This is a genomic window from Actinopolyspora alba (assembly GCF_900112765.1).
GTDB classification, from domain to species: domain Bacteria; phylum Actinomycetota; class Actinomycetes; order Mycobacteriales; family Pseudonocardiaceae; genus Actinopolyspora; species Actinopolyspora alba.
This window is the reverse complement of sequence record NZ_FOMZ01000006.1, coordinates 219,936-241,587: the sequence shown is the minus strand read 5'-3', so window position 1 is coordinate 241,587 and position 21,652 is coordinate 219,936. Positions and strand designations below refer to the sequence as shown.

Sequence of the window (21,652 nt, the reverse complement as noted above, 5' to 3'; positions counted from 1 at the left end):
TTCGTGCGGTGTGCGGGGCCGGTGGTTGCGGATGTTTCCACCGGCCCCGCGTGTTTGTCGGGCCCTGAAGGTGTCGGCCTCGTCAGAGGGGTTTCGTCGGGTTCGTGCGGGGTGCTGTGTGGCCCGGGCGTGACGGGTGTGGCCGGTTTGGCAAGATCGGCGGGTGCGCTTCTACGCTGACTTGCATATCCACTCCAAGTACTCCCGCGCGTGCAGCAAGGACTGCGACATCGAGCACCTGGCCTGGTGGGCGCGTCGCAAGGGGGTCACGGTGGTGGGTACCGGGGACTTCACACATCCGGCTTGGCGTGCGCACCTGCGTGAGGTTCTGGAACCCGCCGAGCCGGGACTGTTGCGGCTGCGTCCGGAGTACGAGCGTGCGGTGCTGCGTACGTTGCCCACCGAGTGCCACACTCCGGTGCGGTTCATGCTGTCGGTGGAGATCGCCACGATCTACAAGTACGGGGACTATACTCGCAAGATTCACCATTTGTGCTATGTCCCGGATTTCGACGCGGCCGAGGAATTCAGCCGCAGACTCGGAAACATCGGCAATCTGGGTTCGGACGGGCGTCCTATTCTGGGGTTGGACGCGCGGGATCTGTTGGAGATCACGTTGGAGTCCGGGGCGGGCTCGTATCTGGTGCCCGCTCATATCTGGACTCCGTGGTTCGCCGTTCTGGGGTCCAAGGCCGGGTTCGATTCGATCGGTGAGTGCTACCGGGATCTGGCGGGCCACGTTTTCGCGCTGGAGACGGGGTTGTCCAGTGACCCGGAGATGAACTGGCGACTGTCGGCGTTGGACGGGTACACCCTGGTGAGTCATTCCGACGCGCACTCACCGCCGATGTTGGCTCGGGAAGCCACTGTGTTCGACACCGAGCTGGACTATTTCGCGATGCGTCGCGCGTTGGAGACCGGTGTTGGTTTCGAGGGGACGGTGGAGTTCTTCCCCGAGGAGGGCAAGTACCACCTCGACGGGCACCGCAAGTGCGGGGTGCGGTTCGATCCGGCCGAGACGCGGCGTCATGGGCGCAGGTGTCCGGACTGTGGCAAACCGTTGACGGTGGGGGTGCTCAATCGGGTGGATGCGTTGGCGGATCGTCCGGAGGGTGTGCGCCCGTCCGGCGCGGCGGGATACCGCAATCTGATACCGCTTCCGGAGATCGTCGGTGAGATCCGGGGTGTCGGGCCCAAGAGCAAGAAGGTCTTCGGTGAGATCAGCGAGCTCACGGCGCGGCACGGTTCCGAGCTGGCCATCCTGGAGGATGTCCCGGTCGAGCGGTTGCGGCGGGACAGCGGTGCGTTGGCCGAGGCGATCGAGCGGCTGCGTACGGGCGCGGTGCACCGGGAAGCCGGTTTTGACGGTGAGTACGGCACGATTCGCGTGTTCGAGCCGGAAGAGCTCCCGCGGGTGCGCGGTGGCGGTGCCGCCTCGTTATTCGCCGACGACGAGTTGACCGCCCCTACCCTGCCGGAGGCGGCTACTCGGCCGGAGGCGGCGGGTGGCTCGGAGACGGTCGTCGGCGGGGTCGCCACCACTTCCCCACCGTTCGCTGACGAGGTCACCGTACCGCTCGAGGAGCGGGAAGGGGAATCCTTCGGCGCCCGGGATGTTCCGGATACCCCGGATGCTGCCGGGGCCGACGTGGCCCCGGCCACTGGGGTGCTGGCCGAACTCGATGCCGAGCAGCGGGCCGCTGCCGAAGTGGATTCCGGGCCGTTGATGATCGTTGCCGGGCCGGGTACGGGTAAGACCCGCACGATCACGCACCGGATCGCTCACCTGGTCGAAGAACGGGATGTGCCCGCCTCGAGCTGTTTGGCCATCACTTTCACCAGGCGGGCCGCGGCGGAGATGAGCCGACGGATCACCGCGTTGGTGGGAGAACGGGGCCGTGAGGTCACTGTGGCGACGTTTCACTCGTTGGGGTTGAGCATCGTGCGGGACAACCACGCCGCACTGGGGTTGCCCGAGGACGTCGCCCTGGTCGACGTCGACCGGCGACACCGGATTCTGGTGTCGTTGACCGGTGACGAGCGGAGGGCGCGGCAGTTTGTCTCGGTGCTTTCGCGTGCTCGTCGGGGTGGTGAGGTCTCCGGTGAGGTCGCGGAGTTGTTGCCCGACTACACCGCGGCGCTGCGGCGGGAGGGGCTGGTGGATTTCGACGATCTGCTGGTGCTGCCGGTAGAGCTGTTGCGGGCCGATCCGGAGTTGGCCGAGTGGTATCGGCGGCGGTATCGCTGGATCAGCGTGGACGAGTACCAGGATGTCGACGAGGTGCAGTACCGACTGTTGCGGTTGCTGGCGCCCGCCGCGGCCAATCTGACCGTCATCGGCGACCCGGATCAGGCGATTTACGGTTTCCGTGGCGCCGATGTGGGGTTTTTTCTGCGGTTCGAGCGGGACTATCCGGATGCTCCGGTGCGGGCGTTGACGCGGAACTATCGCAGTGGGCGGCGCATCGTCGAGGGCGCGGTGCGGGCGATTCGTCCGGAGAGTCTGGTTCCGGGACGGACGCTGCGGCCGGTGGGTGCCGACAGTGACCACCCGATCGTGCTGCACCGGGCGTCCGATGAGCGGGCCGAGGCGAGGTTCGTGGCCCGCACCGTCGACGGATTGCTCGGCGGTGCCACCTTCCATTCGCTGGACAGCGGCAGCGCCGACGGTTACGAGACCTCGTCGTTGGGGTTCGGCGACATCGCGGTGGTTTACCGCACCGATGCGCAGTCGCGGATGTTGGCCGAGGAGTTGACCCGGCACGGATTTCCGGTGCAGAAACGCAGTCACGACCCGCTGGCGGCGCGCGCCGGGGTGGAGCCGTTGCTGCGGGAGCTCGGTTATGCCGGTCGCCGTTCCGGAACGGTGCTGCGGCAGCTGGAGCAGGCCGCCGCCACTGTGGCCGAGACACTGGGTGAGCAGGTTGAACAGCTGCACACGGCCGTGGAGTTGTTGACCCCGCTGGCTTCACGTTTCGGTGAGGATGTGCTCGGGTTTTGCCAGGAGGTCATGCTGGGCGCGGAGGTCGACGCGTTGGACCCGCGTGCGGACGCGGTGTCGCTTTTGACGCTGCACGCCGCGAAGGGGCTGGAATACCCGGTTGTGTTCGTGACCGGTTGTGAGGACGGGTTGTTGCCGCTGCGTTGGCCGGGCGAGCAGCGCGACGACACCGCCGAGGAGCGGCGGTTGTTCTTCGTGGGGATGACGCGGGCCCAGCGGCGGTTGTACCTGACCCGTGCGGCGCGTCGTGGCCAGGCGTCCACCGCGGGTCAGCGCACGCCCAGTCCGTTCCTGGCCGAACTGGGTGACACGGCGGTGCGCGATGGTGACGACGGTGGCAAACGGTCCGCTGCTCGGCAGCTGAGTCTGCTCTGAACCGTGTCGTTGTCCTTGTGGACAGCGTGGTGGTCGTGTTTCGGATATGATCGATCACACACGGCTGAAGGGTGCGATGTTGGCGGAGTCGATCGCGCTTACCGGCGCCACCGGTGAGCTCGGCAGTGGGATCTGTCGATTGCTCGAGCGGCGTGGGGTGCCGCAGCGGCTCGTGGCTCGCAGTCCCGAACGTCTTCCCCGGGTGGAGAACTGTTCGGTGGTGCAGGCGTCCTATGCGGACCAGGCGGCGTTGCTGCGGGCGTTTCGTGGTGTGGACACGGTGCTGTTCGTTTCCGCTCACGAGGATCCGGCCCGGTTGTGGCTGCATCGCACGGTGATCGACGCGGCGGCCGAGGCGGGGGTGCGTCGTGTCGTCTACACCTCGTTCATGGGAGCCGCTCCGCACGCTACCTTCCCGTTCGCTCGGGAGCACTCGGCTACTGAACAGGCCATCGCCGCCGGCGGGATGCGGTTGACCGCGCTGCGCAATTCGATGTATGCCGACCTGGTGCCGCGTTTCGTCGGTGACGACGGGGTGATCCGGGGGCCGGCTGGAAGTGGTCGGGCCGCCTGGGTGGCCAGGTGGGACGTGGCGCGGTTGGCGACGGAGGTGTTGCTCGACGACGACCACGCCGACCGGGTTTACGACGTGTCCGGTCCGGAGCCGCTGGATCTGCACGAAACCGCCCGGCTGCTCGGTGAGGTCACCGGTCGTGACATCACCTATCACGCCGAGGAGGAGCAGGAGGCACGCCAGTCGCGGGCCGGTGCCCAGCAGTGGCAGGTCGACGCCTGGGTGGGGTCGTATTTGGCCATCGCCTCGGGGGAAACCTCGGTGACCAGCCACACGGTCGAGCACGTCACCGGGCGGCGGCCGTGGAGTTTCGCCGAGTACCTGCGGGCCGAGCCGGACAGTTGGCGGCACCTGGCCGCGTGAACGTCCGGCGCGCCACAGTGGGATGCGCTGCGGGGCGGTCCGGTACCGTCTTCTGGTGCGTGCGGTTTCGGCGGTCGAGAGGTTCTACGCGGGGTTCGGCAGGGCGACGACTTTTCAGCTCACACCGGGTGTCTGCCCGGTCGAGCTCGATGTGCTGTTGGCCGAACGCGGCTACTACCGGCACACCCCGATGTCGTTGTGGGCGGCGTCGGTGGGCGATGTCCGTGCCCGGGCGCGATCGAGCGGTGCGGAGACTCGGTTGACGGAGTCACCCACTGGGGCGTGGTTCGACGTGTGGCGTGCGGTGCACGGTGATGGCGGTGGTTGCCGGCCGGAGTGGGAGATGCTCGCCCGGGTGGAGCGGCCGAGTGCCTATGTCGGCGTGCTCGACGGTGATGAACTCGTGGCGGTGGGCCGGGCGGTCGTCGACGGCGGGTGGGCCGGTGTGTTCGGGATGGCCACGCTGCCGCGGGCGCGTGGGCGGGGTGCGGCTCGTGAGGTGTTGCGGTCGTTGGCCGACTGGGCGTCGGACCTGGGAGCCGAGGGGATGTATCTGCAGGTCGACGGTGGCAACTCGCCGGCGCTGCGGTTGTACGAGAGCATGGGGTTTTCCGAGGTGTGTCGGTACCACTACCGCAGTGAAGTGCTGTCGTGACGAGACCGCGGGAAAGCGCCCGCAGCGGACACGTCGCACAGGACGGGAGTGCCATGGCGAGGCTGATCTGTTCCGCGCTGGCCTCGCTCGACGGCTACATCGCCGACGAGCACGGCCGTTTTGACTGGGCAGTACCCGACGAGGAGGTGTTGGCCTTCATCAACGAGCTGGAGCGGCCGGTCGGTACGCATCTGTACGGGCGTAGGCTCTACGAGTTGATGACCGGGTGGGAGACCGATCCCGCGCTGGCCGAACACTCCCCCGCCATGGGTGAGTTCGCGCGACTGTGGCGGGCGGCCGACAAGATCGTCTACTCCGGCACGCTGGATACGGTGGTCACCACCCGCACCCGGATCGAACGAACCTTCGACGTCGAGGCGGTGCGGCGCCTGAAGAACTCGGCCGAGCGCGATCTCGCCGTGGGTGGACCGGAGCTGGCTGCTCACGCGTTCGAGGCGGGGCTGGTCGATGAGTGCGGGCTGTTTTTCGCTCCGGTCTTGGTGGGTGGTGGTAAGTCGTTCTTTCCGCGCGGGGTGTCTGCCGAGCTTGAGCTGCTCGACCAGCGTCGTTTCGGTAATGGCATGGTCCATGTGCGCTACCGTCTCCGGTAACCGGTCTTGTCAGCCGCCGCGTGGTCGGTCGGGTGCGGCGTTCCACGGGTCCTCCGGCCACGGGTGCTTGAGGTACTGGCCCCGCAGTTCGGCGCGGACCTGGTGGTAGCCGTTGTTCCAGAACGAGGTCAGGTCGCCGGTGACGGCGGCGGGCCGTCCGGCGGGGTCGAGCAGCCGCATCAGCACCGTGACGCGGCCGTCGGCGATGGTGGGCACGCTGGTCCAGCCGAAGACTTCCTGGAGCCGTACCGGCAGGACGGGTTGTTCGTCGTCGTAGTCGAGGCGGATCCGCGCACCGGACGGTACCTGCATCCGTGGCGGGGCCAGTTCGTCGAGCCGCCCGGCCTCGGGCCACGGCAGCAGGCGGTGCAGTGTTTGCCCGATGTCGATGCGTTCCAGGTCGGCGCGGCAGTGTGCGGCCGAGAGTTCGGGTTCCAGCCAGGTGTCGACCGTGGCCAGCAGGTCGGTCTCGTCGGTGCCGGGCCAGGGTTCGCCGAACGTGCGGCGCAGGAAGGCCAGCCGTCGCCGGAGCTGGTGTGCTTCGGTGTCCCAGGTCAGCAGCCGTAGTCCCTCGTCGTGCAGCCCGTCGAGCAGCGCCGCTCGCACCTGTTCCGGTGGGGGCTGTCGCAGTGGTGTGTCCGACAGCACGATCGATCCCAGGCGGCGCAGGGTGCGGGCGCGTATGTCGCCCTCGTGCCAGTCGATCTCGTCGTCGGCCGTCACGAGCCCGGGGGCGGCCTGTTCGGCGAGTCGTTGGTCGGCGCGTGCGGCCAGCCGCACGAAGCCGTGTGCGCGGCTGGGGTCGCGTTCGGCCACGGCCACGGCCAGCCATTCCGAGCCGGCCAGTCCTTCGGAGGTGGGCATGCCGGAGGGGTCTTCGCGCACTTCGGAGCGGGGCAGTTCCACGGCGGTGCCGCCTGCCATGAGATACACCCGGGAGCGGGGTGCGCGGCGTCTGGCCAGTCGTTCGGGGTGTGCCAGGGCCACCACCAGGGCCTCGTCGTCGGCCTCGGGTGGGTTCGGTGTGGCGGGTACCATTTTTTCCAGTCGTCGTGCCTCGCGTCGCCAGCGGCGGGAACCGGGCCCGTTGTCGCGGAGTTTGCGCAGGCCGGTGCTCAGTTCGGTCTCGGTCGAGAGGGTGTCGTCGTCGAGCAGCGCGACGACTTCGGCGGCGGTGCGTCGTCCGGCGCGCGCGCTGCCGTCCAGTAGCGCGCGGGACAGGCGGGGGTGCAGGCCGAGTTCGGCCATGCGGTGTCCGCGTTCGGTGATCTTTCCGTGGTTGTCGAGGGCTCCCAGCGCCGAGAGCACTTGGTGTCCCGCTGTCAGCGGCCCCTGCGGTGGGGTGTCCCACCAGCGCAGCGCCTGCCCGTCCGGGGTTCCCCAGCAGGCCAGTTCGAGTGCGAGTCGGGTGAGGTCGGTGGTGCGGATCTCGGGTTCGGGGTAGCTGGTGAGGGTGCTGTGTTCGTGTTCGGGCCAGCACCGGTATGCCTTGCCGGGGGCTTCGCGGCCGGCGCGGCCCGCGCGTTGTTCGGCGACCGCCCGGGGGGTTCGGACGGTGACCAGCCCGGACAGGCCGCGGCGGTGGTCGACGCGGGAGACGCGGGACAGGCCGGAGTCGACCACCGTGCGTACGCCGGGCACGGTGAGGCTGGATTCGGCCACGGCGGTGGCCAGGACGACGCGGCGTCGTGTTCTGGGGGTGAGTGCGTCGTCCTGCTCGTTGGTGGGCAGTCTGCCGTGCAGGGGTAGCACGTCCACGTCGGTTTCGTCGGAGAGCAGCTCGCGGGTGCGGGTGATTTCGCGGGCGCCGGGCAGGAAGGCGAGCACGTCGCCGGGTTGTTCGTGCAGCGCGGTGCGTACGGCGCGTGCCACGGTGTTTTCGGTTCGCTCGTTGCGCGAGGGGGCGATGTGGGTGGTCTCGACCGGGTGGGTTTCGCCGGTGGTGTGCAGGACCGGTGCTGGTTCGTGGTCGCCGAGCAGGTTGGCCAGTCGGTCGCTGTCGACGGTGGCCGAGGTGGCCAGTACTCGCAGGTCGGGGCGTAGGCCGTCGCGGGCGTCGAGCAGCAGCGCCAGCAGCAGGTCTGCGTCGAGGTGTCGTTCGTGGCACTCGTCGAGGACGACGGCGTCGACGTCGGACAGTTCGGGGTCGGTTTGCAGCCGCCGCACGAGCAGTCCGGAGGTGACGACTTCGACGCGGGTGCGTGGTGAGCCGCGCCGTTCGCCGCGCACCGCGTAGCCGACCTGTTCGCCGACCTGTTGCCCGAGCAGGTCGGCCATGCGGGTGGCGGCGGCGCGGGTGGCCAGGCGGCGTGGTTCGGCCACCACCACCCGCAGCCCGCGCTCGGCCAGTGCCAGCGGCACCAGCGTGGTTTTGCCGGTTCCGGGTGGGGCGACCAGCACTGCGGTGCCGCTGTGGTCCAGCTCGGCGTTGATGTCGCCGAGAACGGGCCGGACCGGCAGGTCGGGAAGCTCGGGCAGCGTCAGCGTCATCGGTGAGACGGTATCGTCACCTGGAGTGGGGCTGTTCCGCGGCGCCTTGTGCCCGGTTTGCGGACTTGTCTACAGGTCGGTGGCTTTGGTTCGCCGCGCCGGATACGTTCTCACGTCCCTCGCGGGATGGTTGTCGGCGGGCAACGGTCGGTCGGTGGGGGCCGCTGTCGTGATCGGGTACAACGGAGCCATGCCACGAGAGGGTCGTACTGGTCTGGTCATTCCGGTTCCCGCCGCCGATGAGGCGCTGGCCCCGCTGGTCGAGCGGTATCCGCAGGCGGTGCGTGAGGGGGTGCCTGCGCACCTGTCGGTGCTGTATCCGTTCCTCACCGCCGAGGAGCTCGATACCGGGGTGGTCACCACGTTGCGGACGCTGTTCGACCGGCAGCCCCCGCTGCGGGTGGTGTTGGAGCGGTGCCACCGGCAGGGCGGATTCGTGTATCTGCTTCCCGAGCCGCTCGGTCCGCTGCGGGAATTGACCGAGGCAGTCCGGCGCAACTGGCCGGAGTTGGTTCCCTACGAGGGGCGTTACGACGTGCTGGAGCCGCACGTGACGGTGGCGATGGGGGCCGAGGAGGAGACGGCGGCGGCGATGCGGCGGGAGGCGGCGGAGTCGGTGCCGTTGGCGGTGGAGCTGGGTGAGGTGTGGCTGGTGGTGTTGCGGCAGCGGTGGCAGCTGTACGAGCGGTTCGTCCTTCGTGGTCAGTAGGGTTGCTGTGGCCGCTCGTTGTCCGCGTCGGTCGGGGCAGGCTGCCGAGCCAGGGCTTCGGAGACCCGCACGAGCCAGCTGATTTCGTCGGTGAGGTCGTCGTAGGGTTCGGCGGCGCGTGTGCGCTTGGTCTCGGGGATCGGCGCGTCGCGGTTGTGTCGGGACAGCGCGGTGTGGATGTCTCGGGCCTCGACGACGGCGGCGCGGTCCTGCTCGGCGACACCGTCCCGCCGCACCGCGGTCTGGTGCTCGCGGGTGTCCTCGACCGATCGGTAGGGTCGCAGCAGGAGCAGGCCGTCGCGGATGGCCACCACACGTCGGTACAGCTGTTCGGAATCGCCACGTTCCGGTGTCGTGCCGGTTCGTTCGGGGTCTTCGACGGTGAAGGCGATATTGGGCATCGCGGTGTGCAGTGTGTGCCACAGCGGGTACAGCCGCCGGTAGGAACGCCGGTGGGCCAGTGAACGGACGAGTTGTTCGCAGCGCGGCCCGAGAGTGGGCACAGCGGCCCCCAGCACGATGGCCAGCACGGACAGCGCCGGAAGACCGATCGCGAAGGTGCAGTCGACCGTGGCGAACGCCGAGGGGCAGTAGGGCTCGGCCACCGATCCGGTCAGCAGTTCCGACAGCACCGACCACAGTTTGTGCGCGAGATATCCGGCTGCCAGTGTGCTGCCGACGGCCAGCAGCACCATCCCGGCGCGCAGCCAGGTTCGGGTGTAGCGGATCGAGCTCATGGTCAGCAGGATCAGCTCGGTCACGGCCGTGCCCAGGTACAGCGAGTACAGCAGTGTGTAGCCGGCCAGGGTCGGCTGGGTGGCGTAGAGCCCGGTGAACACACCGGTTCCGTCGGGCGGGTCGCTGAACGCGAACATCGCGATCATGCCCAGCAGCGTCAGCAGCAGGCTCAGCAGGCGAGTACGGACCTTGCGGGGTACCTGTTCGGCGGGGTGGCCGACGTAGAGCATCAGGTGCAGAAATCCGAACGCCGCCACGAGTGTGCACATGTTCGACAGCAGCCGTCCGAGACTGGGCAGGAGTGCGCTCTCGGCGGTCTGTACGACGGGTGCCAGTGTGATGAAGGCCGTTCCCAGTGCGCAGGCGAGCGTGATCAGCGGTATCTCCGTGGGGCGCCTGCGTCCTCGGTTCCAGAGCACGATGCGGTAACCGGCTACCGAGAACACCACGAAGCCGGTGGTCAGGAACAGCACGGACACGCCCATGTTCACTCTCCGAAGATGTAGTCGACCCGGGCGAGACGTCGTGCGGTCACAGGTGGGGCCTCGCCCGCCACGTGGGGACGTCGACGTGCCCGCTGGTGCAGCAGCGACGCCACTGTTTCGGCCTCGTGCTCCTGCGACTCCCCGGTTGCCCGATCCAGCAGGTGCGCCAGCGCCGCCGGAGCCAGATCCGGTGCGATGCGTTGTGCCTCCTGTTCGGACAGGACACAGTGGCCACGATGGCGTGAGATCATGTGCCCGACCTCGTGCAGGATGATGTGGTCCTGGTGAAAACCACTGGTGTTGGCGGCGTAGGCGATCACGTCGTGGTCGGCGTGTTGTTGCCACAACCCGGAGCTGTCCCCACGGGTCCACACGATCGGGCACAGGTCGATGTCGCGGCCGCGGTGTTGTTCGAGCCGATCGAGGAAATCGTTGATGTCCCACGGGTGTGGCACACCGATGTGGCCGATCAGCTCGTCGACCCGTCGGCGACAGCGAACGCGCAGGTCGGATCGGTCCACGGTGGCACTCCCCTCTCCGCTGGTTGCCGATCCGCTGTCCGGCGGGCGCAGGCACCACGGTGTCACGCCCACGATGGTGATGTCCGTACCGCTCATGATCGCATTATTGGTGACGCGGCCGCATCGGTTCACGCACCCGCCGGGAGGTCGAGGAGTTGACCGCTCCTCCGCGGTTGTGATGTTGCCCGAAACCACCGATCCGCCGGTGGCTCTGCCAGCCGCGGTGCTACTCGATCCGTGGGCATCCGGTCGCGGTGCTGGGGTGCCGTCCGTCGTAGACCGTCCCGATGAGGTACGCGCAGGTCGGTGTTCCCGCCGGGCCGCGGAGCTCGCTGATGTTGTCGATACGCAGAACGGCGAGGCTGCGGTCATCGGCGATTTGGGAACGGCCGAAGTCGATCGTGCCCGTGGCCCCCTCGAACGAGGTGTCACGAAGTTGCTGGGCGACCTCGGCGCGGTGTGGGGTGAGGCCGCTCTTCGTCGGCCCCCGCTCGTGGCGGATGGCGATGACGGCGTTGACGAACAACCCCGCGGCGTCGTACAGGCCGCCGACCCGCTCGCCGGGCCAGGGCATGTTCGGCGCTTCCGCTCGGGGCAGCTGTGCGCGTAGTGTCTCGCGCAGCTCGCGGTAGCCGCTGCAGAACGCGTTGAGCTGCGTTCCTCCCGCGGGCAGCGAGTTGGCGCGGCCGGCCACGCAGTCCTCACCCGCCAGGATCACGGGGCTTCCCATGCCGACGTAGGAGACCGTCACACCGTTGAACTCGGTGGTTTTGCGGCTGCGCTGGTCGGAGACGAACCGTGACACCGCGTCCGAAGCCACGATCATGGGGAGTTCGGCTGAGTCCGGGCAGTTGCGGCGGACAGTGCGCAGGAAGTCGCCGAAGGTGTTCTCCCGGCCCGCGTAGAACGCGATTTCCCGGCTGCGGTCGGTGTCCTCGGCGCACAGCGGTGCCAACTCGCTGACCGAACGCTGCCACGTGCGCTCGTCCAGCGCGATGTCGGTACTGTCGAACTTCTCGGTCAGCGCCGAGACGAGCGTCGCCGCATAGATGTTCCGTCCGCTCGTGGACGGGTGGTACAGGGTGACCTTCGGCGAGTTGAGGTGTGCCGCGTAGTTGACGATCAGCTCGGCCTGTTTCTCGTTTCCCGGCACGAGCTGGAAGTAGAGCGGAGTGAGCTCGGCCAGCTCGGTGCTGGTCAGTGTGGAGCCGAGGACGGGGATGCCGTGTTCGCCGAGGATGCGGATGGCCTGTTCGGTCTCGGTCACGCTGCGGTCCATCCCCACAACGCCGAGGATGGTGGGATCGGAATCGACGAGCGGCACGAGAAGTTCCCGCGTCACCTCGGGCGCACCCCGCATTCCTGTCCCACCGTTGGCGATGATGATCCGAAGCAGCGGCTCCGTCGCGGACCGTTTGTTCTGTTCTCGCTGGCGCAGCAGCAGTCCTTCCAGTTCTTCCGCCACGGCGTGATCGGTGCGGGGACCGAACCGGCTGTTGGTCAACCCAGCGAAATAGATCAGTGTGACGTAAGGCCGATGAGGGTTATCGGCATGTAGCCGTTTCGCCCGTTCGTTCTGCGCGTGTACGGCGGACTGCGCGTAACGCAGCCGCTCGTTGGCGCCGAACACCTGTACGGCGCTGTCGCTGTAGCCGAGACACTGCTCGCCGGCGGCCCCCAGACGACTCACGCGGGTGGCGACCGTTCCTGCTGACCATCGCTCGAACGCGGCGCAGCTCGATGTCCAGGATTGGCTGACTGTGATGGCGGGCTGGATCAGACCCGCGGCCAGCAGGACCAGCACGAGTGCCTCGCACACGTACCGTCGTGCCAGCAGCGGAGCACGGCGGGGGTGCCAGCTCGCCGCGTCCTGCCAGGCTTGTCGGTCCTCGCCGGTGGTTTCTGCCTCGGGGGTGGCGGCTGGAAGTTCGATGTGCAGGTAGCGCGCGTCGGGAGCGAGTTTCTGCCGTCGGGTGGGCAGCCGTCGCTGCCATTCGGAGAGGGCTTCGTTCGCGTGTACGGCGGCGGTCAGCGAGGGATTGGGGTCCTGCGGGGCCTGTGGAGGGTCGTCGGTGGCCGCGACGACAAGGAGCGGATCGAGTTTGCCGGTCTCGTTGCGTACCTCGTTGATCAGTCGCAACAATTCCCAGCCACCGTTGGTGTCGCGGACGTTGTCCAGCAGAACCGTGGTGTAGGTGGTACGGCGCCAGCCGGCCCTGTGCGGCAGGATTCGCAATCGTCTGCGCCGGTAGGCGATGCGGAGATCCTCCAGGAAAGCGTGCAGCAGCAGTTTCTTGATCTGTTCCTGGCTTTCGGAGGCGCGCCGGTCGAGCGTCAGGCGTTCGGCGAAGCCCTGAAGGCCGATGGAGTGCCGCGGCACCATGAACGGCTGGCGCATGATCCAGCGTGCTTCGCGGCCGAGGCCCGGGACTCTCCCCGCCAGCCACCGCATCCCGAGGAGCTGGCCGATCCAGAGGAATACGCTCAGCACGAAGCGGGTCAGAGCGTGTGGAACTTCGGAGATGAGCGTGCGCAACCCTCCGGTTCCTGGGCGGCCGCCGGTCCACTCCCGCAGCAGGTGGAGTATGGGCTTGTCGCGTTTTCCCTGTTCCGGCGGCAGGTGTTGCCGTGTCAGCCACTCGATGAGCTTGTAGTTGTCGAACTCGCCGACGCCGCCCGAGGTGAACTCGTCCTTACCGAGTTCCTGTTGGATCGCGTGCAGGAGGGGTAGTAGACGCTGGGTTGTTGGATCGTCGGTGGTGGTGTCGACGACCTCGTCCGCGTCGATGAGGGCGTGGGGAACCTGCGGCAGTGCGGTGTCCAGGGACTCCTTCAGCGTCGGCAGGAAATCCGTGACCGAGTGGTCCCGGTGCAGGCAGACGAGCGGAAGAGGCTGGTCGCCACGTCGGTCGTGCGGTGACGGGGCGGTGAGCAACCGTGGCCGGTGGTACAGGTTCCGGATCAGTGTCAGAAGCGCGTGCAACCCCGTGAAATGCGGGAGGGATCGATCAGACTCCATTGAGCCCCCTCGGATCCGGCTGCGTGAACGTGTCGGGGGATGTTACTCGCCGGAGTCGTCCGCTGTGCCTGATTCGGGAAACCGGACAACCGCACATTCGTACCCAGTGGACAGTGCAGGGTAGCGGTCGTCGAACGTGTCGGGGTGCGGATCGTGTCGGTGCGGTTCGGGTCTGGTGACCTCTGTGATGCGCGGATGGTCCACCTGCTGCGGTGCGTCGCCGTGATCGTCGCCCTCTACCCCGCCGGCACGGTTCTACTCGCCCGCGGAGTGACCGCCGAACGCATCCACCGTGGCCAGCTCCCGGAGCCTGGGCACCGCCGCCGTCGTCGAGGCCCTCACCGGACGCGACCAGGATCTCGACGCATCCGCCGCGCGCCAGCAGCGTCGCCGCCTGGATCGCATCGGGCCTTGGAACACCTGACGCCGGATCTGGTGATCGCGGGTTCAGGCGAGCTCTCCGTCGAGGTGTGGTTCTATCAGCGCTCCCCCGCGCGTGCGCGGATCTTGAGCTTGGCGCAGCGGAACTATGTAGGGTGGGCGGATTCACGATGATTTCGTCACGGTGACGACGAGTAGAGCGCGGGGATCGGCGAATGCCCCGGTTCCGCGGTCGCGTGGCGGCACCCGTTCTCCCCCGATCGCCCCGGTCGCTTCGAAGATTTTCCCTCCGGGGTCCGCGGCGCGTGTTGAGGTTGACCTCGGGTCAGGGGGCACACTGCATCGCATGAACTTCTCGAACTCGACCTGTTCGTCCGATTCGATCTGGACCGGTATGGTGCCGGTCGAAGACACCGCGCTCGCCGTGACCGATACGCGTGGGCCCGGCTGTCCCGTGGTCTATCTCAACGGTTGTTATGCCGATCAGTCGCACTGGCGGCGCGTCATCGGTGAACTCGGCAGCGGCTGGCGACACATCACTTATGACGAGCGTGCCCGCGGCGAATCGAAGCGGTCCGCGGACTATTCGTTCGAGGCGTGTGTCCGTGACATCGACGCCGTCCTCGAGGCGAGGAACGTGGACCGGCCGATACTCGTCGGCTGGTCCTACGGGGCCGCGCTCGCGGTGCACTGGGCCAACCGCAACCCGGACCGCGTCCTTGGGGTGGTCCCGGTCGACGGTGCGATGCCGTACGACTGGATCGACGACGCGGCCCGGGAACGGATCCGGACATTGTTCCACCGGTTGAGTTGGATGTTTCCGATCGCCCGTCGGTTGGGCCTGGCGGCATGGTTCTCCGCCGAGCAGCACGCCGAGGTCAACATCGAGATCAACGAGAGCCTCGGCGCCCTCGGTCCCGTGCTGGACGGCCTGGCCTGCCCCGCCCGGTGGGTGATCGCCTCGGGAGGCAATCTGGGTGGCGGAGCCGAGGAGATGGAACGGGCTCGCGCTACTCTCACCCCCGCACTCACCCGCAACCCGCACCTCGAGGTGAGCTCGAAGGTCGCGAGCAATCACTCGAAGATCCTCCGCAAGGATTTCCGGGCCGTCGCCGACGCGGTTCGCGAGATCGCCTCCACCCGCGAAGCCCCACGTGTCCGGGAGGTGAGTTGACAGATGGCCTATGGCGTCACGATCGGCCAGGCGGCGACATTCACGGGTGTCACGGTCAAGACCGTGCGGCACTATCACAAGCTTGGCCTGCTCGAGGAACCACCGCGTGACCGCTCCGGCTACAGGCGGTACAAATCGGACGAGTTGCTGCGGCTGGTTCAGATCCGTACGTTGGCGGCCGCGGGCGTGCCGTTGGCCGAGGTCGGGGCCGTGCTCGACGCGGATGTCGAGCAGTTCGGTGCGGCAATCGCCGATGTGCGGCGGCGCCTGACCGAGCAGATCACGGAGCTGATCGCGCGGCGCGAGACGTTGCACCAGATCGCCGAGGGAGACCGGGCCCTGCTGCCCGACCGTGCTCTCGACCTGCTGCACCGGATGTCCGACCTCGGCTTCGAAGCTGACTATGTGGCCACCCAGCGGGAAGCCCTGGTGCTGTCCCTGGCGCTGGTCCCCGAGGGTTTCGACAGCTTCCTGACTCTGCTCGAACGTCGGCTCGACGACCCCGGATACGTCAACCTGGCCAAACGCTGCTGGGAGGCCGAGAACTGGCAGCCCGACGACCCCTGTATCGAGGAACTCGCGACCGCCGTGGCCGAGCACTTTCTCGCCAACCCCACGCTGCTGGGGGATCCCACCGATCTGCGGGTCTGGTCCGACGCTGTTCCGCAATACAGAATGATCAACTACCACCGGCAGGACCTCATGCCGATCTCGGCCCGGTTGACCGCGCTCATCGAGACCGAACTCCGCAGCGCGGGCGTACCCGTCCCACACCAATGAGGGAAGTACAGGACCTCACCACGGCACCGAGCGAGGGACACGGCCCGACATCGGGAATGTGCACCCGCTGCCCACCACGGGCTGCTGGCCTTACGAGCCCGGTTTCAACGTACGGCCGAACAGGTCCAGCAACGCCGACCAGTGCCGTTCGGTGGCCTGTTCGTCGTAGGCGGCGGTGTCGGCCTGGGTGTAGCCGTGTCCGGCACCCGGGTACACCTCGCTGTGGAAAGACACCCCGGCCTCCGTCAGCGCCCGGTCGAGCCGCTCGATCTGCTCGGGCGGCAGGGCGTGGTCCTGGTCGGCGTGACCGAAGTAGAGCTCCGCCGTGATGTTCCCGGCCAGCAGATGAGGGCTGTCGGGCTCCTCGCTCGCCAGACCACCACCGTGGAAACCCGCCATGGCCACCACCTGATCCGGATAGGTCCCGGCCGTGCGCAACGCCAGCACCGCCCCCATGCAGTAGCCGGTGACACCGACCGCTCCCCCGTCGGCCTCGGGCCGCTGTCGCAGCCAGTCCAGGTAGGCACCGGCATCACGCATCGCCAGTTCAGGGGTCAGCGCCCGCATCATCGGACCGATCTCGTCGAAGATCTCGGGACGCCTGCCCGGGTCGATGAACTCGGGCAGCTCCACGACCGGAGTACGTCCGTGCCGGTAGAAGACGTTGGGCACCAGCACGGTGTAGCCGGCGGCGGCCAGCCGGTCGGCCATCGCGGTCAGATGCGGACGTACTCCGAAGGCGTCCATGTACAACAGCACGGCAGGATGCGCGGCCCCGTCGTCGGGATGCGTCAGATAGGCGTCGGCGCCCCCGTCCGGAGTGGGTACGTCCACCATGGTTCCCTGTACGGCAGTCATCAACCCTGTCCTTTCGTCCGAGACGGTGATGGCAACGCTGCGAGGAACCGGACCCGAACAACCGTTCCGCACCGGTTTTCGCACCGTCACGGCCGTTCAGCCTATCCAGATCGCGAGCACCGCGCCGTGCCGGTAGCGAGCACACCGCTTCCCCGTCGGGAGCGCTCGGATCAGCCGCGCCGCAGCTGATCGCGCAGTGTTCGCGCCACCCACGCCATCAGCGCGTCGGCTTCGGGCTGATTGGCCGCGGCCACCCGGGATTCGGTCAGCGCGGCGATTCCGAAGGCCCGCCCGTCGGCGTGTTCGACCACGCCGATCTCGTGGCGCAGGTTGAGCAGTGTTCCGGTCTTCGACGCCCATGTCGAGGCATCGGAGACGAATTCCGGGGCCAGGCGTTGTCGCAGCAGGTTGTTGGCCATGAGTTCGCGTACCCGCGTGCCGATGCTTCGAGGTATGTCGGAGGGGGTCCACAGTGCCTGTAGCAGGTCGACGAGGGCTCTGGCCGAGCCTGCGTTGGCACGAGTGACGTCGAGTTGGGACACGGGGTGGCCGTTCCCGGTGGTACCTGCGGTGATGGCCAGTGTGTGAGCGAGCGACACCTCGGTGGGCTCGAGACGTTCCGCAGGGGTGTCGGCGAGGTCACGTATTCGGTGGCGCGCGGTGATGCCGTGCAGCTCCCACTGCCGCAGCAGCCGTGTGACCTCCTCGGGTGAGGTCAGGTCGAACAGCGCGTCGGCGGCCGTTCCATCACTGATCGAGGTGCTCAGGTACAGCAGATCGTCGAGCGCCACGCGAGCCGGGTGATGAAACCGGCTCAGTCCGGTGGGCCCCGGTGTGGTGATGCGGCCCGGTAGCACTTCGACCGTGGTGGAGCCGTCGAGCTCGCCGAGGCGGATGCGTTCGAGTGTGGCGGCGGCCAGCGGGATCTTGACCAGCGAGGCGATCGGGTACCACACGTCCGGGGCGATGCCGAGTTCGTGGCCGGAGTGCAGGTCGCGTACGAGGAACGATCCTCGCAGTCCCCCGTTCTCGAGTTCCGCTCGCAGTCCCCTGGTCAGTGATTCGATGCTCATGCCGTCTCCTGCCCGCCCACTGTGGCTCCGAGGGCTCGTGCGACGACGTGCCGGAGCCGTTCCCGGATGCGTGTGGCGTCGGCGGCGACAACGGCCTCGATGCCGAAACCACGTTCGACCCGCAGCTCACCGATCGCGCGCCACGTCATCCCGAGCTCACGGGCCTGCGCGGCCGAGCACACCAGCAGGTCCGCCGAGCCCAGCACCTCGGCTGTGGCCGCGGTCAGTGAGCCGGCGACGGTGACCTGGGCGGGTCGCAGTCCGACGGCGTCGCGGGTTCGCACGAGGCGGTCCCGGATGTGTGGAACATCGTCCTCCGGCTGGATCCAGACCCGACGCCGTGGTAACCGGCCGGATCGTCCCACACGCAGGCTTTCCAAGTAGACCGGCCCGGGGGCCAGCGCGGTAGTGCCGGCCACCCCCAGTGGAACGCTCCACACACCGGTATCGGCGGGCACCGCCGTGACGGCCGCCCGTACCTGGTGCGTGCGCACCAGCTCGGAACGTTCGCCGGGTGGAGCCGGGCGAAACTCGAGGAACAGCTCGTGAGCACGTGCTTCGGAGTCGAGTTCGGCCAGGTCTCGAGTGGTGCAGGTTTCGGGGACGGCGATCCGTAGCGGACGGAACCTGGCGTGGTGGGCGTCCTGCTCCAGCACGTCGGCGAGCCGGGCCAGGCGTCGTGCCGAGGGGAGCATGTCCCTGCCGAACGGCGTCAGTACCGCCTTCCTTCCCGAACGGTCGAACAGCAGCCCACCGAGATGGCGTTCCAGTGCCGAAACCCGACGGCTGGCCACCGACTGGGGAATGCCGGCCAGGGCGGCACCACGAGTGAAGCTTCCCGCTTCGCTGACTGCCACGAACGCCTTGCAACCACCTACCAGGTCCACAGCCACAGCTTATACGCATTCGGCATCGAATCATCCGTTCGTGACTTGTACAGGATGAGTCGGGATCGATGAGACTGCTCAGGACAAGCGACGACGAAAGGAACCGCCTTGTTCATACGGCGTGCCCGCGGAGCTCTGCTGGCTTCGGCGGCCCTGCTCACCCTGGTCGGCTGCACCGGTGTCGAGGCCGAGCAGTCAGCTCCGCCACAGAACTCGACGCCCGCACCCTCCGCCGCTTCCGTCTCCCACGAGGACTTCGAACGACTCGAACGTGAATTCGACGCTCGCCTCGGTGTCTACGCCGTCGACACGGCGACGGGTCGGGAACTGTCCCACCGTGCCGATGAACGCTTCGCCTACGCCTCCACGCACAAGGCGCTGACGGCGGGCGCGGTGCTGCGGCAAACCTCGCTGGAAGGACTCGACAAGCGGATCACCTACGATCGCGCCGATCTCGTGGCGTACTCGCCGATCACGAAGAAACACGTCGACAGCGGTATGACCCTGCGTTCCGTGCTCGATGCCGCCGTGCGCTACAGCGACAACACCGCCGCGAACCTCATGTTCGACGAGCTCGGCGGCCCCGAGGGGCTCGGCGCGGTGCTGCGCGAGATCGGTGACACCACCACCCACGTCGACCGGATCGAGCCAGAGCTCAACGCGACCGAACCCGGTGACATCCGCGACACCAGCACCCCGCGCGCACTGGCCACCAGCCTGCGTGCTTTCACCACCGGAGACGCGCTGTCGAAGGACGGACGAGCCGTGCTCAACAGGATGCTGCGCAACGTCACCACCGGTGACGAGCTCATCCGGGCCGGAACCCCGGACGGCTGGCGGGTCGGGGACAAAAGCGGCGCCGCCGACTACGGCACCCGCAACGACATCGCCGTACTGTGGCCACCGGAGCGGGCACCCATCGTGCTCGCGGTGCTGTCCGACCGGGACGCGGCCGACGCCGAGTACGACAACGCGCTCATCGCCCGAGCGGCCGAAGTGGCGCTGCGGTCCTTCCGATGAACGCTCGGACATCGGCGCGAGTGGCACCAGTACACTCCGTCCGGCGATGACAACGCGCTGTCCTGTCAAACGGGACGGGCCGATGTTGACGGATGTGGCATGACGACGATCGAGTGGGCCGATTTCGAACGGGTCGAGCTTCGAGTGGGGACCGTCGTCGCCGCCGAGCCGAATACGGCAGCACGCAGCCCCTGCTACGTGCTGTCCGTCGATCTCGGTGAGCACGGCGTGCGCACGTCCAGCGCCCAGATCACCGACTACTACACGCCCCGGGACCTGCTGGGGCGGCAGGTGCTGTGCGTCTGCAATTTCGAACCCAGACGCGTAGCGGGCGTGAAATCGGAAGTGCTGGTCACCGGTGTCCACGACGAGCACGGGGGCGTCGTGCTCGCCGGCTTCGACTTCCCCGTCCCGAACGGCCACCGCCTCGTCTGAGGCGGCTCGCGCGGACTTTTCGTCAAGCATGAGTCCCGGATCCTGCTGCGTCGACATCACCGACGGCGGTGGAACATTCTTTCCCGCTCGTCGGTGATGTTTCCCAGACGGAGCGTGGCGGTTCCGTGCACTCCCGTGGTTGTCGAGCTGGCGGAACTCCTCGAACAGCGGATTCGCGAGTCGGCTCTCCCGCCATCGAGTTCCCGCCGACGGCAAGGGCCAGCTGACCACGTTCCTCCGGTGGCCATCAGCAAAAGGTCCGCAATGGATATTTCCACCACGGACCGCTGCTTTCCATAGTTGTCGCGAATCGGATGCGGCCAACGGAAGGAAGAACATGAGGGTCCTGGTGATCGGTGCGGGCGCGGTCGGCGGCTGTGCCGCGTTACGGCTCGCCGAAGCCGGTGTCGAAGTCACACTGCTGACGCAGCAGGAGCCCGCCGACACGCTGTCCGCGCACAGCTTCGGCTGGGTCAACGCCATCGACAACAAGCACACCGGCTACTACGAGCTGAGTGTCGAGGCGTTGGCGGCACACGAACGTCTGGCCGCCGACACGGTCGACGCGCCGCAGTGGTCGTTCCGGAAGGGCAACCTGCACTGGGGCTCCGACGAGGCGAGCGCGGATGCCCAGCGCCTCGTCGCCGAGAGGTACCACGAGCTCGGCTACCCGGTCGAGGGGAAGATGCCCTCCGAGGTGCTCCGTGACCTGGAGCCGGGATTGAGTCTGGAAAACGTCGTCGGCCCCGTCCACTTCTACCCGAACGACAGGCACGTCCTCGGTGGCCTCATGCTGTCCGCCGTGCTGGCCAGGGCCCGCACGGCAGGTGTGCGGGTGCGGAGCGGTGAGCGGGTCGAGGCCGTGTCCGGTTCCAGTGTCCGGCTGATGAGTGGGGCGGAGATCACCGCCGACGCCGTGCTGTGCTGCGCGGGTCGGGGCAATGTGGATCTGATACCCGACCTGCCGTTGCTGCCGCCCGGCGTTCCGGAACGGCTGACTCGTGGCCTGCTGGTGCGCACCACACCAGTGGCCGAGCCGGTCACCCGGGTGATACACGCACCTGGGCTGAGCATCCGGCCGCACACCGGCAACCGGTTGGTGCTGCACTGCCATGACTTCGACCGCACGCTCACCGAGGACCCCGATGCGGACGCCCTCGCGCAGCGGGTACTCGCCAGGTTGCCGCACGTGTTGCCCGGTGCGGCCGAGGCCCGGGTGGAGAACGTCTTCGTGGGCGTGCGCCCGATGCCCAGTGACGGCATGTCCATCATCGGCCCAGTTCCCGGGAATGACGGTTGCTACGTGATCGCCACCCACAGCGGCGTGTCGCTGGGCCCGGTACTCGGCGAGATCGCGGCCCAGGAAGTGCTCGGCACCCCGCACCCGCTGGCCGAACCGTTCCGCCCGACACGCTTTTGAACCAGCCGGGCATGAGTGCACGGCACGTTCCCGGGCAGTGCGCGGACACGGCGAGCACGATGCCGCACCGGCCAACGGGATCG

The 21,652-nt window shown here is 67.9% G+C and carries 17 protein-coding genes and 1 pseudogene; 11 read left to right on the top strand and 7 right to left on the bottom strand.

Annotation, left to right across the window (positions count from 1 at the left end; translation table 11 throughout):
• Positions 1-163 precede the first annotated feature (163 nt).
• Genes BM150_RS10950 through BM150_RS10935 form a run of 4 tightly spaced genes read left to right on the top strand, consistent with a single transcriptional unit; the run spans position 164 to position 5,579 of the window.
• The gene (locus tag BM150_RS10950; protein ID WP_092926706.1) at positions 164-3,376 is read left to right on the top strand and encodes a UvrD-helicase domain-containing protein; all 3,213 of its coding nucleotides are present in this window, start codon (positions 164-166) and stop codon (positions 3,374-3,376) included.
• Between the two features lie 46 nt (positions 3,377-3,422).
• On the top strand, positions 3,423-4,313 hold the full coding sequence (locus tag BM150_RS10945; RefSeq protein ID WP_217641549.1) for an SDR family oxidoreductase: 891 nt from the start codon (positions 3,423-3,425) through the stop codon (positions 4,311-4,313).
• A gap of 55 nt (positions 4,314-4,368) precedes the next feature.
• On the top strand, positions 4,369-4,968 hold the full coding sequence (locus BM150_RS10940) for a GNAT family N-acetyltransferase (RefSeq protein WP_175496778.1): 600 nt from the start codon (positions 4,369-4,371) through the stop codon (positions 4,966-4,968).
• A gap of 53 nt (positions 4,969-5,021) precedes the next feature.
• On the top strand, positions 5,022-5,579 hold the full coding sequence (locus BM150_RS10935) for a dihydrofolate reductase family protein (RefSeq protein WP_092926702.1): 558 nt from the start codon (positions 5,022-5,024) through the stop codon (positions 5,577-5,579).
• Between the two features lie 9 nt (positions 5,580-5,588).
• Here BM150_RS10935 and hrpB read toward each other — a convergent pair whose 3' ends face one another.
• Positions 5,589-8,069: an ATP-dependent helicase HrpB gene (hrpB, locus tag BM150_RS10930; protein ID WP_092926700.1), complete on the bottom strand. Its 2,481-nt coding sequence runs from the start codon at positions 8,067-8,069 to the stop codon at positions 5,589-5,591.
• A gap of 190 nt (positions 8,070-8,259) precedes the next feature.
• Between hrpB and BM150_RS10925 the strand changes: the two genes are divergently transcribed.
• Complete coding sequence (locus BM150_RS10925) at positions 8,260-8,778, top strand: 2'-5' RNA ligase family protein (protein ID WP_175496777.1); 519 nt, start codon at positions 8,260-8,262, stop codon at positions 8,776-8,778.
• On the opposite strand, the gene BM150_RS10920 is transcribed toward BM150_RS10925, so the two are convergent.
• The 3 genes from BM150_RS10920 to BM150_RS10910 all read right to left on the bottom strand — a co-directional run bounded on the left by BM150_RS10920 (position 8,772) and on the right by BM150_RS10910 (position 13,541).
• Positions 8,772-10,001 carry an MAB_1171c family putative transporter gene (locus BM150_RS10920; protein WP_092926696.1) on the bottom strand — a complete coding sequence of 410 codons (1,230 nt, stop codon included), beginning with the start codon at positions 9,999-10,001 and terminating at the stop codon, positions 8,772-8,774. The two genes, BM150_RS10925 and BM150_RS10920, sit on opposite strands and share 7 nt — an antisense overlap.
• A gap of 2 nt (positions 10,002-10,003) precedes the next feature.
• Positions 10,004-10,618, bottom strand: a complete 615-nt coding sequence (locus BM150_RS10915; protein ID WP_217641548.1) for a hypothetical protein — start codon at positions 10,616-10,618, stop codon at positions 10,004-10,006.
• A 130-nt stretch (positions 10,619-10,748) separates the two neighbouring features.
• Positions 10,749-13,541, bottom strand: coding sequence for an ABC transporter substrate-binding protein (locus tag BM150_RS10910; RefSeq protein WP_092926695.1), 2,793 nt, complete (start codon positions 13,539-13,541; stop codon positions 10,749-10,751).
• Between the two features lie 207 nt (positions 13,542-13,748).
• On the opposite strand from BM150_RS10910, the pseudogene BM150_RS25325 reads away from it, so the two are divergent.
• The 3 genes and pseudogenes from BM150_RS25325 to BM150_RS10900 form a co-directional block, all read left to right on the top strand.
• Positions 13,749-13,881: pseudogene (locus BM150_RS25325) on the top strand (EamA family transporter); the annotation flags it as partial.
• A 387-nt stretch (positions 13,882-14,268) separates the two neighbouring features.
• Positions 14,269-15,096, top strand: coding sequence for an alpha/beta fold hydrolase (locus BM150_RS10905; protein WP_217641547.1), 828 nt, complete (start codon positions 14,269-14,271; stop codon positions 15,094-15,096).
• Between the two features lie 3 nt (positions 15,097-15,099).
• Entirely contained in the window at positions 15,100-15,876 is a 777-nt protein-coding gene (locus tag BM150_RS10900) for a MerR family transcriptional regulator (protein WP_092926693.1), read from the top strand.
• 90 nt (positions 15,877-15,966) lie between these two features.
• On the opposite strand, the gene BM150_RS10895 is transcribed toward BM150_RS10900, so the two are convergent.
• The 3 genes from BM150_RS10895 to BM150_RS10885 all read right to left on the bottom strand — a co-directional run bounded on the left by BM150_RS10895 (position 15,967) and on the right by BM150_RS10885 (position 18,700).
• Positions 15,967-16,734, bottom strand: a complete 768-nt coding sequence (locus tag BM150_RS10895) for a dienelactone hydrolase family protein (RefSeq protein WP_092926691.1) — start codon at positions 16,732-16,734, stop codon at positions 15,967-15,969.
• Between the two features lie 170 nt (positions 16,735-16,904).
• On the bottom strand, positions 16,905-17,807 hold the full coding sequence (locus BM150_RS10890; RefSeq protein WP_092926689.1) for a serine hydrolase: 903 nt from the start codon (positions 17,805-17,807) through the stop codon (positions 16,905-16,907).
• Positions 17,804-18,700 (bottom strand): LysR family transcriptional regulator, encoded by an 897-nt coding sequence (locus BM150_RS10885; RefSeq protein WP_175496776.1) that lies wholly within the window; start codon positions 18,698-18,700, stop codon positions 17,804-17,806. Before BM150_RS10885 ends, BM150_RS10890 begins: the two co-directional genes overlap by 4 nt.
• Before the next feature lie 102 nt (positions 18,701-18,802).
• Between BM150_RS10885 and bla the strand changes: the two genes are divergently transcribed.
• The 3 genes from bla (at position 18,803) to BM150_RS10870 (ending at position 21,569) form a co-directional block, all read left to right on the top strand.
• Entirely contained in the window at positions 18,803-19,714 is a 912-nt protein-coding gene (gene bla / locus BM150_RS10880) for a class A beta-lactamase (protein WP_092926685.1), read from the top strand.
• Between the two features lie 99 nt (positions 19,715-19,813).
• Positions 19,814-20,149 carry a tRNA-binding protein gene (locus tag BM150_RS10875; protein WP_092926683.1) on the top strand — a complete coding sequence of 112 codons (336 nt, stop codon included), beginning with the start codon at positions 19,814-19,816 and terminating at the stop codon, positions 20,147-20,149.
• A 337-nt stretch (positions 20,150-20,486) separates the two neighbouring features.
• Positions 20,487-21,569, top strand: coding sequence for an NAD(P)/FAD-dependent oxidoreductase (locus tag BM150_RS10870; RefSeq protein WP_092926681.1), 1,083 nt, complete (start codon positions 20,487-20,489; stop codon positions 21,567-21,569).
• Positions 21,570-21,652: the final 83 nt, after the last annotated feature.